Source organism: Streptomyces sp. NPDC030814 (assembly GCF_055572155.1).
In genome coordinates, this window is record NZ_JBVIDX010000014.1 from 1 (window position 1) to 14703 (window position 14703).

Annotated in this window: 6 protein-coding genes; 2 read left to right on the plus strand and 4 right to left on the minus strand. The window is 73.2% G+C overall.

Annotated elements, in window-relative coordinates; genetic code table 11:
• Both ACZ43N_RS26710 and ACZ43N_RS26715 read left to right on the plus strand, forming a co-directional pair.
• Nucleotides 1-9315, plus strand: a 9315-nt coding sequence (locus ACZ43N_RS26710) for an SDR family NAD(P)-dependent oxidoreductase (RefSeq protein ID WP_468100984.1), incomplete at its 5' end; no start/stop codon positions are given.
• Nucleotides 9316-9407: 92 nt separating this feature from the next.
• Nucleotides 9408-10454, plus strand: a complete 1047-nt coding sequence (locus ACZ43N_RS26715; protein WP_468100986.1) for a ketoacyl-ACP synthase III family protein — start codon at nucleotides 9408-9410, stop codon at nucleotides 10452-10454.
• A gap of 97 nt (nucleotides 10455-10551) precedes the next feature.
• Here the strand turns inward: ACZ43N_RS26715 and ACZ43N_RS26720 are convergent, their stop codons facing one another.
• From ACZ43N_RS26720 to ACZ43N_RS26735, 4 genes are all read right to left on the minus strand, one after another.
• A complete protein-coding gene (locus ACZ43N_RS26720; RefSeq protein ID WP_468100987.1) occupies nucleotides 10552-11319 on the minus strand; it encodes an ABC transporter permease in 768 nt (255 codons plus the stop codon).
• Between the two features lie 3 nt (nucleotides 11320-11322).
• A complete protein-coding gene (locus tag ACZ43N_RS26725) occupies nucleotides 11323-12294 on the minus strand; it encodes an ABC transporter ATP-binding protein (protein WP_468100989.1) in 972 nt (323 codons plus the stop codon).
• 80 nt (nucleotides 12295-12374) lie between these two features.
• Nucleotides 12375-13157 carry an NAD-dependent epimerase/dehydratase family protein gene (locus ACZ43N_RS26730; protein ID WP_468100990.1) on the minus strand — a complete coding sequence of 261 codons (783 nt, stop codon included), beginning with the start codon at nucleotides 13155-13157 and terminating at the stop codon, nucleotides 12375-12377.
• The gene (locus ACZ43N_RS26735) at nucleotides 13141-14625 is read right to left on the minus strand and encodes an NDP-hexose 2,3-dehydratase family protein (protein WP_468100992.1); all 1485 of its coding nucleotides are present in this window, start codon (nucleotides 14623-14625) and stop codon (nucleotides 13141-13143) included. The genes ACZ43N_RS26730 and ACZ43N_RS26735 overlap by 17 nt, the downstream gene beginning before the upstream one ends.
• Nucleotides 14626-14703 lie beyond the last annotated feature (78 nt).

The following is a 14703-nucleotide window of genomic DNA, read 5'->3' on the forward strand; positions in this document are numbered from 1 at the left end:
GATCGTGTGCGGCCGTTGTGGCTGGGGTCGGTGAAGTCGAACATCGGGCATACGCAGGCCGCGGCGGGTGTGGCTGGTGTGATCAAGATGGTGCTCGCCCTGCGGCACGGGCTGCTGCCGCGCACCCTGCACGCCGACGAGCCCACCTCACGTGTGGACTGGACGGCCGGTGCCGTCGGACTGCTGCAGGAGAACACCGACTGGCCGCGGGCCGCCGACCGTCCGCGCCGGGCGGGAGTGTCCGCCTTCGGTGTGTCCGGCACCAATGCCCACGTCGTCCTGGAGGAGGCCACTGACGAGTCCGCAGCGGACCCGGACACCTCCGTTCCCGCGCCGACCGCCCTGCGCCTGCCTTCCTCGGCGGTGCCCTGGGTGGTCACCGGCCGTACGCCCGCCGCTCTGCGTGACCAGGCCCGCCGGCTCGCCGACTTCGTGCGGTCCCGTCCGGCGGCCGACCCGGCCCACACCGCCGCCGCACTGCTGACCACCCGGTCCGTGTTCGAGGAACGAGCCGTCGTGCTCGGCACCGACCGCGACGAACTGCTGCGCGGCCTGGACGCCCTGGCCGTCGGCCATGCCCGGCCCGGCCTCGTCACCGGCTCCGCCGCGGCAAGCGGCCGGACCGCCTTCCTCTTCGCCGGGCAGGGCTCCCAGCGGCTCGGCATGGGACGGGAACTGTACGAGACGTACGAGGCGTTCGCGGACGCCTTCGACGAGGTGTGCGCGCACGTCGACACCACCCTCGAACGCCCCCTCCAGGACGTCGTGTTCGGCACGGACGCCGACGTCCTGAACCGTACCGAGTACGCGCAGCCTGCCCTGTTCGCCCTGGAAGTCGCCCTGTTCCGGCTCGCCGAGTCCTTCGGTGTGCGCCCCGACGTACTCCTCGGCCACTCCATCGGTGAACTGGCGGCCGCGCACGTGGCCGGGGTGTGGTCCCTCGCCGACGCCTGCCGTCTCGTGGTGGCCCGCGGCCGGCTGATGCAGGCGCTGCCAACTGGCGGCGCGATGCTCTCCCTCCCACTCTCCGAGGACGAGGTGCTGCCCCTGCTGGAGGGACGCACCGAGCGGGTGGGCATCGCCGCCGTCAACGCACCCCGCGCCACCGTGATCGCCGGCGTCGCCGCGGACGTGGCGGAGATCGCGGAGCAGGCCAGGGCGAACGGCCACCGCGCCACCGCGCTGCGCGTGAGCCACGCCTTCCACTCGCCCCTGATGGACCCGATGCTGCGGGACTTCCGGCGGGTCGCCGAGTCGTTGGACTACCACCCGCCGCGCCTGACCGTCGTCTCCGACCTCACCGGCCGTGTGGCGGACCCCGACGACCTGACCTCGCCCGACTACTGGGTACGGCACGTCCGGCACGCGGTCCGCTTCGCCGACGGCGTCCGCGCCCTGGCCGGCCTCGGCGTCACCCGCTGCCTGGAACTCGGCCCCGACGGCACCCTGTCCGCCCTGGCGGCGCAGAGCCGGCCGGACCAGGACGAGACGGTCGCCGTTCCGGCGCTGCACAAGGACCAGCCGGGACCCCGCTCCTTCGAGACCGCCCTCGCCACCCTGTACAGCCGTGGCGCCGCCGTCGACTGGACCAGCCTCCTCACGGGCACGGCCACGGGCACAGGCACGGGCACGGGCACGGGCACGGAGGCCACCGTCCCACCCGCGGAACCGCTGCCCACGTACGCCTTCCAGCGGCGCCGCGCCTGGCTGCCCGCCGCACCCTTGGGCGCCGCCGGGATCCGGGCGGCGGGTCTCGGTGCCGCGCGCCACCCCCTGCTCGGCGCCACCGTCGAACTCGCCGACGCCGGTGGCGTCCTCCTCACCGGCCGGCTCTCTGTGCGCTCCCACGCCTGGCTCGCCGACCGAGAGGCGGCGGGCAGCACGCTGCTGCCCGAGTCGGTCCTCGTCGAACTGGCCGTCCGGGCGGGCGACGAGGCCGGCTGCACCACTCTGGAGACACTGACCCTCCGGGAGCCGCTGCCGCTGCCCGCCCAGGGCGGCGTGCGGATGCAGATCCTGGTCGCAGCGGCCGACGACACGGGTCGCCGCGCGGTGACGGTCCACTCCCGACCGGACGACGACGAGGGCGACCAGCCCTGGCGCTGCCACGCCGAGGGCATCCTGAGCAGCAACGCCACCCAGCCCGCCGAGCAGGCGTCGGCGACCGACGTCTGGCCGCCCGAGCGGGCCGAACCCGTCGACGTGGACGACCTTTACGACGTGCTGCCGCTGCGCGGCCACGCCTGCGGCCCCGCCTTCCGTGCCGTGCGCGCCCTGTGGCGCCGCGGCGGCGAGCTCTTCGCCGAACTCGCCGTCCCGGACGAGCAACGCGCGGGAGACGCAGCCGCCTTCGGCGTCCATCCCGTGCTGCTCGACGCCGCGGTCCAGACCGCCCTGTGGGCCGCGCCCGAGGCGGAGGAGGGCCGTGTCGCGCTGCCGCTGGGCTGGCACGGCGTGACCGTGCACGCCACCGGGGCGGGCGCCGCCCGGCTGCGGGTCACGGGCGCGGGCACCGACCGCGTCTCACTGACCCTGACGGACACCCACGGACGGCCGCTGGCCACCGTCGACTCCCTCTCCCTGGCCTTCCCGGCCGTCTCCGAACTCGTCGCCGATCCTCCGGTCGACGGACTTCACGCCCTGGAGTGGGCGCCTGTCGTGGGCCAGGCTGCCGCCGATCCGGGACCCGCCGTGGGCGCGGGCGGCGACTGGGCGGTGCTCGCCCCGAAGGGCGCGGCCCTAGCCGCCCACCTTGCCGAGCGAGGTGTCACCGTCCGTGTCCACCACGACCTGGCCGCACTGCGCGCCACCCTGGACGAGGGCGGCACGGCGCCCACGACCGTGCTCCTGCCGATCGCCTCCGCCGAACACCCCGACGACGGCGTGGACCTCGCCGCCGCGGCCGAGGACGCCACCGCGGACGTCCTGGCCACGCTCCAGGAATGGCTGGCCGACGAGCGTCTCGACGGATCCCGGCTGGCCGTGCTCACCCGCCACGCCGTGGCGGCCGCACCCGACGACCGTGTGTCCGACCTGGCCCACGCCCCCGTCTGGGGGCTGGTGCGCACGGCCCAGTCGGAGCACCCTGGCCGCTTCCTGCTCGTCGACCGTGACACGCCCGCCCGCCTGCCCCTGTCCGCCCTGCGCGGTGAGGAGCCCCAACTCGCAGTCCGGGGGGAAGCCCTTCTGGCTCCGCGTGTCGTGCGCGCGCAGCGCCCCACCGAAGGGACGCGGCCCGGCTTCGGACCCGAGGGCACGGTGCTGATCACCGGCGGCACCGGCGGCCTGGGTGCCCTGACCGCCCGGCATCTGGTGGCCGAGCACGGCGTACGGCGGTTGCTGCTGGTCAGCCGGTCCGGGCCGGAAGCACCGGGCGCTGCCGGGCTGCGCGACGGACTGACCGCGCTCGGCGCGGAGGTGACGGTCGTGGCCTGCGACGTCTCCGACCGTGCAGCGCTGGCCGAGCTCCTGGCGTCGGTGCCGGACGAGCACCCGCTGACCGCCGTGGTGCACACCGCCGGTGTCCTCGACGACGGCCTGCTCACCTCGCTCACCCCGCAGCGCCTGGCGACCGTCTTCCATGCCAAAGCCACCGCCGCCGCGCATCTGCACGAGCTGACGGCGGGTCAGAATCTGTCCGCCTTCGTCATGTTCTCCTCGGCGGCGGGCCTGCTCGGCAATCCGGGCCAGGCGACCTACGCGGCCGCCAACACCTACCTCGACGCCCTCGCCCAGCACCGCCGCGCGGCCGGACTGCCGGCCACCTCACTGGCCTGGGGGCCCTGGGAGCGCTTCGGCGGTATGACGGCGACCCTGGACCGCACCCATACGGCCAGAACGGCCGCCCAGGGCGTCATACCCCTCTCCGCCGAGCGGGGACTGTCCCTGTTCGACGCCGGCAGCGCCGCCGACCGGGCGCTGCTGCTGGCGATGCGTCTCGACGCGCGCGCCCTGCGGTCCCGCGCCGAAACCGGTGAACTCCCTCCGCTGCTCCGCGGACTGCTGCGGGTCACCGTCCGGCGCGGCGCGGCCGGAGCGGGGGGCGGGGGCGGCGGATTCGCCCGGCGGCTCGCCTCGCTGCCCCGGGCCCGCCGGCACCGCGCGGTCGCCGAACTCGTCACCGGCCGGGTTGCCGCGATCCTCGGCTACGACAGCGCCGACCTGGTCGGCTCCGACAAACCGTTCAAGGAGCTGGGGTTCGACTCCCTCGCGGCCGTGAACCTGCGCAACAGTCTCGGCCAGGAGACCGGGCTGCGCCTGCCGGCCACCCTCGTCTACGACCACCCCACCACCGGCGCCCTGATCCGGCACCTGGCCGCGGAACTGGGCCTGGACGGAGAACGGGCGGAGACCGAGGACACGGCCGGCGGCCCCGACGCCGCCGTGCCCGACGACGACCCCGTGGTGATCGTCGGGATGGGCTGCCGCTATCCCGGCGGGGCCGACTCACCCGAAGCGCTGTGGCACCTGGTGGCCGCCGGAGCCGAGGGACTGGGCCCGTTTCCCGCCGACCGCGGCTGGGACCTCGACGGCCTGTACGACCCGGACTCCGACCGTCCCGGCACCACCTACGTCCGAGAAGCCGGATTCCTCTACGACTCCGGCGAGTTCGACGCCGAGCTCTTCGGCATCTCGCCCCGCGAGGCGCTCACCATGGACCCGCAGCAGAGGCTGCTCCTGGAGACGTCCTGGGAGGTGTTCGAACGGGCCGGGATCGCCCCCACCTCCCTCAAGGGCAGCCGCACCGGAGTGTTCGCGGGCGTGACCTACCACGACTACGCCTCCGGCATGCAGATGGGCACGGCCGGCAACGTGGCCGCGGGCCGGGTGTCGTACGCCTTCGGTCTCGAGGGCCCCTCGGTGGCCGTGGACACCGCCTGCTCGTCCTCCCTGGTCGCCCTGCACCTCGCGGCGCAGGCCCTGCGTGCCGGGGAGTGCGACCTGGCGCTGGCCGGGGGAGTGGCGGTCATGTCGCAACCGGATCCGTACGTGGCCTTCAGCCGGGAGCGGACCTTGGCCGCCGACGGCCGGTGCAAGCCGTTCTCGGCCGACGCCGACGGCACCAACTGGGCCGAGGGCGTGGGCCTCCTCCTCCTGGAGCGGCTCTCCGACGCCCGGCGGCGCGGGCACACCGTCCTCGCACGGATCGCCGGCAGCGGCGTCAACCAGGACGGTGCCTCCAACGGGCTGACCGCCCCGAGCGGACCCGCCCAGCAGCGGCTGATCCGCCAGGTACTGCGCTCCGCCGGACTCACCGCCGCCGACGTGGACGCCGTCGAGGCCCACGGCACGGGCACCCCCCTCGGCGACCCGATCGAGGCCCAGGCGGTCCTCGCCACATACGGGCAGAACCGTGAGCGGCCCCTGTGGCTGGGCTCGATGAAGGCCAACGTCGGTCACACCCAGGCGGCGTCCGGCGCCGGCGGTGTCATCAAAATGATCATGGCGATGCGGTACGGCGTCCTGCCCCGCACACCGCACACCGGCCTGCCCTCCCCGCACGTCGACTGGTCCGAGGGCGCGGTCGAGCTGCTGCGCGAGGACGTGGCCTGGCCGCCCGGTGACCGCCCGCGCCGGGCAGGTGTGTCCTCCTTCGGCATCAGCGGCACCAACGCCCATGTGATCATCGAAGAGCCGCCCCGGTTCCGGGAAGACGTCATCGGCGGTACCGACACCCCTGTCGATGCCCAGACCGCCGACGACCCCCGGACCGGGGCCCCTGCCTCGCCCGCCCGCGTCCCGCTGCCGCTGTCCGCGCGCGGCGCCGAGGCGCTGCGCGGCCAGGCGGTGCGTCTGCACGCTCTCCTGACGGACGAGCCGGCGCCGGACCTGCGGGACGTGGCCCTGTCGCTCGCGACCACCCGGTCCGCCCTGGAACACCGCGCGGTGCTCACCGTCCCCGACCGCGACACGGCCCTGCGCACCCTGAAGGCACTGGCGGACGGGACGGAGCCCGACACCCCCGTCATCCGAGGCACCGCCCCGACCGGCTCGGCACAGCCCGCACTGGTCCTCGTCTTCCCCGCCGCCGACGCCCACTGGACCGAGAGCGTCGCACCACTGGCCGCCTCCGCTCCCGTGTTCGCCGAGACCCTCGAGGTCTGCGGACGGGCCCTGGCCGGGCTGGTCGACTGGACCCCCGCGGACGTCCTGGCCGGACGCACCGCCCCCGACTGGCGGCGACGGCCGGAGATCGCCGGACCGCTCGGCTGGGCGGTGGCCGTCGCGCTCACCGCGCTGCTGCGCTCGTACGGCGTCGAACCGGCGGCGGTGACCGGCCAGGGCACCGGCGAGATCGCCGCGGCCTGTGCCGCCGGGCTGCTCACGACGGAGGCCGGCGCCCGGCTCGCCGTGCACCACAGCCGGACGACGGACGAGAGCGTGCCGCGGGTCGGCTTCGGACCCGTCGGCACACCGTTCTGCTCGGCCGCGACCGGCGGCTGGCTGGACTCGGAGGGGAGCGGCGCCGCGGAGTGGGCCGCTAGCCTGGCGGGCGATCCCGGCCGACCCGAGCAGGCCCTGCGGGCGCTGCTGGACAGCGGACACCACACGCTGGTCGTCCTCGGCGGGCCGGACCGGGGCGGAGCCGCGCCCTACGGGGGCACCGAGCCCGACGCGCGCGTGGACCTGCTGCCGCTCACCGGCCCGGACGGACCTGACCTCGTGACCCTCCTCGCGCAGCTGCACGTCCGGGGCGTCGAGGTGCACTGGGACGCCCTGCTGGCGCCCACCGGCGCACGCCGGATCCCGCTGCCCACCTACGCCTTCCACCGCCGCCACTACTGGATGGCCCCCACCCCGCGCCCCGGGTCCGGCGCGCCCACGGCGAACCCGGGGGACGGGCACCCGCTGCTGGACTCCGTCGTCGAACTGCCCGACGCGGGCGGGCTGGTGCTGAGCGGAACGCTGTCCTGCCCCAGCCGGGGGTGGCCGGTCCCGGACGCCGTCGCGGGCACCGTGGCAGAGCCCGGCTCGGTGCTCCTCGAACTCGCCGTCCAGGCCGGCGAACGGGTCGGCTGCGACCGCGTCGCCGAGCTGATCGCAGAGGCCCCGCTGATCCTGCCCGAGCGGGACGAGGTCCGGCTGCGCGTCACGGTCGGCGAGGCGGATCCGTCGGGGGAACGCGCCGTGCGGATCCACTCCCGGCGGGCGGGCGCCCTGCCCGGCACGCCCTGGACCCGTCACGCCCGGGCCGTACTGTGCCCCGGAGACGGCCCGGCCTCCTTCGACCTGGAAGTCTGGCCGCCCGCCGACGCCGAACCCACCGACCTGCCCGTGACGGCCCCCGAAGGCCTGCGGGGCCTGTGGCGGCACGGCGACGACCTGTACGCCGAGGTAGTGCTCACCGCCGAACAGCACCCGCGGGCCGCCTCCTACTGCCTGCACCCGGCGCTGCTGGACACCGCCCTGCGCGCCCTCGCCCGCACCCCCGGGGCCACCGGCGGCGACGCGCCCGCCCTGCCCGTCTCCTGGCACCGGATGGCGCTGTACGCCGTGGGCGCCTCGTCGTTGCGGGTCCGGCTGACGCGCACCGGGACCGACACCGTCGCAGTGGAGGCCACCGACGGAACGGGGATGCCCGTCGCCTCGATCGGCGGTATACGGCTCGGCGCCGCCGACCCGGCACTTCTCACCGGGGCCCGCACCGCACAGCACGGTCCGCTGTTCCGGCTCCAATGGCGCGAGACCACGTGCGAGGCCCCCACGGACAAGCCCCGCTGGGCCCTCGTCGGCCCTGACCCGCTCGGTGCCCGCGCGGCCCTGATGAAGACGGGTGTCTACACCGAGGCGTACGACGACCTGGCCGCGCTCGCGGAGGCGTTGGACTCCGGGGTCACCGTGCCCGAGGCGGTCCTGGTCGGCTGTGTGCCCGAACCCGGGGACACCACCGGCGCCGCCGCGGTGCGGCAGATGGCCGCGCAGGCGGGGGAGTGGCTCTCCGACGACCGCCTCGCCGATACACGGCTCGTCGTGCTGACCCGTGGCTCGCTCGCGGGCGACGGCACCCGGGCGCCGGACCCGCAGGTCGCCGCGGTGTGGGGCCTGATCCGTTCCGTCCAACTGGCCGAGCCGGGCCGTCTGGTGCTCGCCGATCTGGACGGCAAGCGCGCGTCCTGGCGCGCCCTGCCGGCGGCTCTGGCCCTTCCCGAGCCGCAACTGTCCCTGGCCCAGGGAGTGGTGCGCGTTCCACGGCTGGCCGCCGTGCCCGCCACCACCGACGGCGGGGGCCTGCCCACCGACCCGGAAGGGACCGTCCTTGTCACCGGCGCCGGCCGGCCGGCCGGGACCGAGATCGCCCGGCACCTGGCAGAGCGGCCGGACGTGCGCCGTCTGCTGCTGGTCGCCCAGGTGCCCGGAGAGGAGCAGAACCTGCTCAGGAGCGAACTGGCCGACCGGGGTGTCGAGGTGACCGTCGCCGCGTGCGACCCGGCAGACCGAGCGGCACTGGCCGCCCTTGTGGCGTCGGTGCCGGCCGCTCACCCGCTGACGGCCGTCGTGCACGCGGCGCAAGTGCCGCAGCGCCGGGAGACGGACGACGCGGTGGCGCCGGAGGGAGATCAGCTGGAGAAAGAGATGCGGGCGGCCCTCCACCTCGACGAGCTGACGGCGCCCGGCCGGCCCGGCTCCGCCGCGGTGCCCCTGGTCCTCCTCTCGTCCGCCGCCGGCACCCTGGGAGCCGCCGGACACGGCGACGAGGCCGCACTGGGCGCCTTCCTCGCCGCCCTGGCGGAGCGCCGTTGCGGCGCGGGGCTGCCCGGGCAGTCGGTGGCGTGGGGTCCCTGGGACGGGCAGGACCGCGCCGCGCCCGCCGCGCCCGCGGGAGTCGGACGGCTGCCCCGGACCGCGTGCCGCGACCTCTTCGACTCCGCCTGCGCACAGGACGCCCCCACGGCGGTCCTGCTGCGCCCGGACAGCGGGACGCTCCTCGGCCGCGCAGGCGACGCGTTCCTGCCGGCACCACTGCGGGGCCTGGCCGGACCACCCGCCCGTCGACGGGCGGGCCGGCCGGGATCCGCGGGTGCGCTCAGCATGCTCCGGCGCCGCCTCGCGGGGCTGGCCGACGCCGAGCGCGACGCCGTCCTCATCGACCTCGTGCGTACCGACGTGGCCGCGGTGCTCGACTATCCCTCGGCCGAAGCCGTCGACGACACCCGCGCCTTCCGGGACATCGGCCTCAACTCGCTCACCGCCTTCGCCCTGCGCAACCGGCTGCGCGAGACCACGGGGCTGCGGCTGCCCGCCGCCCTCCTGTTCGAGGCCGACACCCCCGTCCTGCTGGTCAAGCGTCTCAAGGAAGAGCTGCTGCGCCCGTGAACGGGCGGCGTCCCCGCTCGTCAGCCGCCCGGCATCCGACACCGCATCGCCCACGACACTCCCCTCACGACACTCAAGGAGAACAGCCACAGATGAAGACGAACGGCGTCTACGTCGACTCGGTCGGGGTCTATGTCCCGGAGCGGCGGGTGACTGTTGAGGAGGCCGTCGAACAAGGGCTCTACGACGAATTCTCCATCCAGTACGCGACCGGGCTCACCGCCGCCTACATCGCGGGAGACATGCCCGCCCTCGACATGGCCGTGCACGCCGCCCGGCACGCGTACCAGCGCTCCGGCAACGAGATCGACGACCTCGACTTCCATGTCCACTGCACCGCGGTGCAGCACGGCCCCGAGGGGTTCTACCCGCCCGGGTACGTGCTGCGCGAGCTGGGAGCGACCGGGGTGGCGAGCACGGACGTGCGCCAGCACTCCAACGGCCTGCTCGCCGGGATCGACGTCGCCGTGGGCCGGCTGACGGGTGCCGCGGGCGCCGAGAGTGTGCTGGTGACGGCCGCGGAGAACTTCACCAGCCCGCTCATCGACCGGTGGCGCGGCTTCGGCACCGGATTCACCGCGAGCGACGGGGGCGCCGCCGTCCTGCTCAGCGGCGAGGGCGGGTTCGCGGAGCTGCGGGCGGTGAACTCCGGCACCATGCCGGAGCTGGAGCAGTGGCATCGCGGCGAGGAGTCGCTGCTGCCGTTCCGCGGTGAGGAACGCAAGGCCTCCGGCACGATGGAACTGCTGATGTACTTCAACCAGCACGTGATGCCGCTCGACAAGTGCATGGAGATGATCCGGGACTTCGAGCTGGACCTGGTGCACCGCTCGCTGGTGGACGCGGGGCTGAACGCGTCGGACCTGCGTTGGGTGGTCGCGGCGAACAGCGACTCCCTCATGGTCGAGCAGACGAAGATGCAACCCCTGGGTCTGCCCATGTCGCGCTCGACCGCCCACTTCGGCAAGGAATACGGTCACATGGGAGCCTGCGACATGGCGGTCTCCCTGAACCACCTGCTCACCCACGGGCTGGTGTCCCCGGGTGACAACATCCTGATGACGACGTCGGCGGCCGGCTGGGTGTCCACCTCGGCCGTGATCACCATCCTGGAGATCCCCGACTGGGCCAGCGCCTGAGGTCCCTGGACGCCCGAGGCCGCGCCGGTGGCGCGGAGAACGCCGGAACCGGCACCACGTGGTCGTGGTGCCGGTTCCGTTGCCGCCGGGCTCCGGCTCACGCGTCCCGGTTGCGCAGCACGAGATACCCGCCGAGCAGCGCCGCGGCCACCCACGCCAGCATGATGACGAGCCCGCCCCCGGCCCCGTAGGGCAGGTCGGACTTCGGTACCACCCGCACCATCGCCGCACCGGCCTGGTCGGGAAGGTATTCGGCGACCTTCTTCGCGCCGGGCACCGAAGCCAGGATCTGCGTGACGAGGAAGAAGAACGGCATCAGTATGCCCATGGACAACATCGAACTGCGCAGCATGGTCGCCACGCCCATGGAGAACACGGCCATCAGCGTCATGTAGAGCGCCGCGCCGAACGTCGCCCGCAGAACGTTGTCCGCGCCGAGAGTGGTGCTGTGCGACCCGAGCGCGGCCTGGCCGGCGAAGAAGGTCACGAAAGTGGTGGCCAGGCTGACGGCCAGGGCCGCACCGGTGGCCACCGCGACCTTGCTGAGGTAGAAGAGGCCGCGCTGGGGGACCGCCGCGAGTGAGCTGCGGATCGAGCCGGTGCTGTACTCGGAGCCGATCACCATGACCCCGAAAGCGATCATCGCCAACTGGCCCAGAAGGCCGCCGGTGAAGCTGGTCCCGGCGGCGTCGAAGGAGAGCTTCTCCTGCTCCGTGAGGCTGTCGTAGTCGGAGTTGGACAGGGCGCTCACGAGTGTGCCGAAAGCCACGGTGACGGCGAAGGCGGCGAACAGGGTCCACCCTGTGGAGCGGACCGTGGTGAGCTTGGCCCACTCGGAGCGCAGGGTCGCAGTGGGTGCGGGCATGGGTCAGGACTCCGTTTCGGTCGGCTGCGGCGCGTTCGTACCGGCGCTCGACGGGGCGCCGGTGGCGGCGGACGCGCCCGTGCGGTACTCGGCTGCCTCACCCGTCAGAGCGATGAACGCCTCCTCCAGAGAGGCGTGCTGCGGGCTCAGCTCGTGCAGCGGGAGGCGGTGTTCCAGCGCCAGATCCCCGAGCCGCTCCGCAGGGGCCTCGGTCACCTCGAACGCACCGGAGGCGTTCTCGGTGGCGGTGATGCCGGCCGCCGCGAGCACCTCTCGCAGCTTCTCCGGTTCCGGCGTGCGGATCCGCACGTACGAACGGGAGTTGGCGGCGATGAAGTCCTGCATGCCGGTGTCGGCGAGCAGCCTGCCACGGCCGATGACGACCAGATGATCCGCCGTCAGCGCCATCTCGCTCATCAGATGGCTGGAGACGAACACCGTGCGGCCCTCCGCCGCCAGCCGTTTCATCAGCGTGCGGATCCAGTGGATGCCCTCCGGGTCGAGACCGTTGACCGGTTCGTCCAGCATCACGATCTCCGGATCGCCGAGCAGCGCCGCCGCGATGCCGAGCCGTTGCCCCATGCCGAGGGAGAAGCCCTTGGGCCGCTTCCTGGCGACCTCGCTCAGACCGACTTCCTGGAGCACCTCGTCGACCCGCGGCAGCGGTATGCGGTTGCTGAGGGCGAGGCATCTGAGGTTGTCGTACGCGCTGCGGCCGCCGTGCATCGCCTTCGCGTCCAGCAGCGCGCCGATGCGGCGCAGCGGTTCGCCGAGCTTGGAGTAGGGCTCGCCGTCGATGAGGACGCGTCCTGCCGTGGGACGGTCCAGACCGAGCATCATCCGCATCGTGGTGGACTTGCCCGCTCCGTTGGGGCCGAGGAATCCGGTGACACAGCCTGGCCGGACGGTGAAGGTGAGGTCGTCGACCACCACCTTCTCGCCATACTGTTTGGTCACTCCCGCAAGCTCGATCATGTGTCCACGCTAGGCGGAGCCATCCCTTCCGCCTGTGGCCATGCGGACATGTCTAGGGGTTCCCCCAGTTGTCCAGGCGGTCACCGCGAGGGCAATGCCGCCAGCCCTCCCGACTGGGCTGTGTAGTACGGCAGATAGGCGTCCAGCAACGCTCCCAGATAGTCCGGATCCGGGATCGCGGCGCGGAAGTCCGGCACCAGCCGCCGCAGTCGTCCGACGGACGCACGGGTGACGGCCATCGGGCCGGGACGGTGCACGCGCCGGGCCGTGACCCTCAGACGGTCCTCGATGGCGGTCACGATCGACTCCACCGGTTGCGGGACCCCCGAGGCCACGTTCACCACCTCGCCGTGGACACCGTTCTCCAGCAGTCTGCCGACCGCGTGCACCAGGTCCCGTACGTCCAGCAGGTCCCGATGCGCTCCTTGATGGACCGTCACCTCACCCGCCGAGATGTGCCGCACGAGCGTGGGCAGCAACTGGTGCGGCCGCTGATGATGGCCCACGGCGTGGCTCACCCGCAGGATCAGGTGCTCGACGCCCGAGGAGCGCACCACGCTCTCCAGCGCCAGCTTGTGCCTCCCGTACGCCGTCGGCGGCCGCAGCGGCCCTGTCTCGCTCACCTCTTCGTGTGTGAAGCCGTACATGGAGAACGAGGCGGTGGACAGGAACAGCAGCCGCCGTCCCTCCAGCCGGCAGGCGTCCAGCACCTCGTAGAGGAGCAGAGCCTCACGGTCGTACTCGGACGGGGCCGTGGTGGCTGTGCTGGAGACCCCGGAGGCGAGCACGGTCACATCGGGGAAGCGGTCCCCGAAGGCCTCGGTCAGGTTGCGGGCCAGAAATCCATCACCGATGATCCGCACGGCTGCCTCCCGGGCTCGGGGAGACGGCCCCGGTGCCGAGGGCTTGTGCCCAGGGCGGTCCGGAACGGATCCCCATGACGCTGCGCAGGGCCGCTATCAGTGTCCGCGCCTGCACGTTGACGTAGTGGCTGTACTTCAGCAGCTCCCCGAGCTGACGCAAAGTCACCCACCGGTAGTCGGCCGGGACCTCGGAGGGGACGCCGTCGTCCGCCTCGATGACCAGGTAGCGGTTCTGTGCGTTCAGGAACCGGCCGCCCTCCTCCGACAGCACCGTGTCGAACAGCACCTGTTCCGGGCGTGCCCCGGTGACCAGGTCGAGGAAGAGAGGGCGGTCCGACGCGGGCAGATGGGCGTAGTTCTCCGGTGTGCACTGCACGGTGGGCCCGAGTTCGACGACGTCCAGATAGCCCGGCTCGAGCCGGGCCTGCATCAGACAGTGGGGCACGCCGTCGATCAGTCGCACCAGCATCGCGGACACCCCGATGCCGTGCGGTTCGAGCAGCGGCTGCGACCAGGACGTCACCTCGCGCCGGTTGGACAGGACGTCCACCGGCACGATGCTGAAGAACAGGCCCCGCTTGTGGGAGATGCGGTCCTCGGCGCGGAACCAGTCCCGCCCCACCACATCGCTCAGGGGCAACAGGGAGGCGATGACGTCCCGTTCGCTCTGCTGGCGGGTGATCCAGCTGCGGATCGCCACGTCCGAGTGGATGCCGGCTGCCGGGGCGGCTCCGTGGTGCCAGTCCGGCAGACAGGAGAGTACTGTGCGAGCGTCCATGTTGACCAGATTGTCGTAGTGCAGCAGCGCGTTGACCTGGCGCAGCGTCAGCCAGCAGAAGTCCTCGCCCGCCTCCACCTCGGGACCGACCTCGACGATCATGTTGCGGTTGCGCTTGCAGAAGAACCACGAGCCCTGTTCGGACTGGAGCACATCGGCCAGCACCCGGTGGCCACGGGCCTCCGGTTCCCGGAAGCAGTCCAGATAGGGGACCGAGGAACCGCCGTGCACCCGCATGTAGTTGCTCTTGGTCGCCTGCACGGTCGGGGACAGCTGCACGCCGTTGACATTGCCCGGCTCGGACTTCGCCTGCATCAGGCAGTGGAGCACGCCGTTGGTCTCGCGGACGGCGATACCGAGGATGCCTATCTCCGGCTGCCTGATGATCGGCTGTGTCCACTCCGCCACGGGGCCGAAGTCGGTGTGCACCCGCATGCCGCGCACGGTGAAGAACCGCCCGCTGTGATGCACCAGGTCGCCGCTGCCCGGGTCGAAGCCCCAGCCCGACATCTCGTCGAACGTGGTGCGGCGCACCACTTGGCTGTGCCGTCGGCGGCGTTGGTCGAACCAGTCGAAGAACTCGACGTCGGACATCACCTCGCGGCCGGTGGCCGTCGCGGAGACGGCCAGCCGCGCGGTCAGGAGCGCATCGCTGTCGGACTCGGGGCCGGTCGTGTTGAGCTGGGGCATCGCTGCCTCTCCATCGGATCGTCATCGGTTCGACGCGTCCCACGGCAGCCGGCACGGCTCGTGGGACGGGGGCCGCCG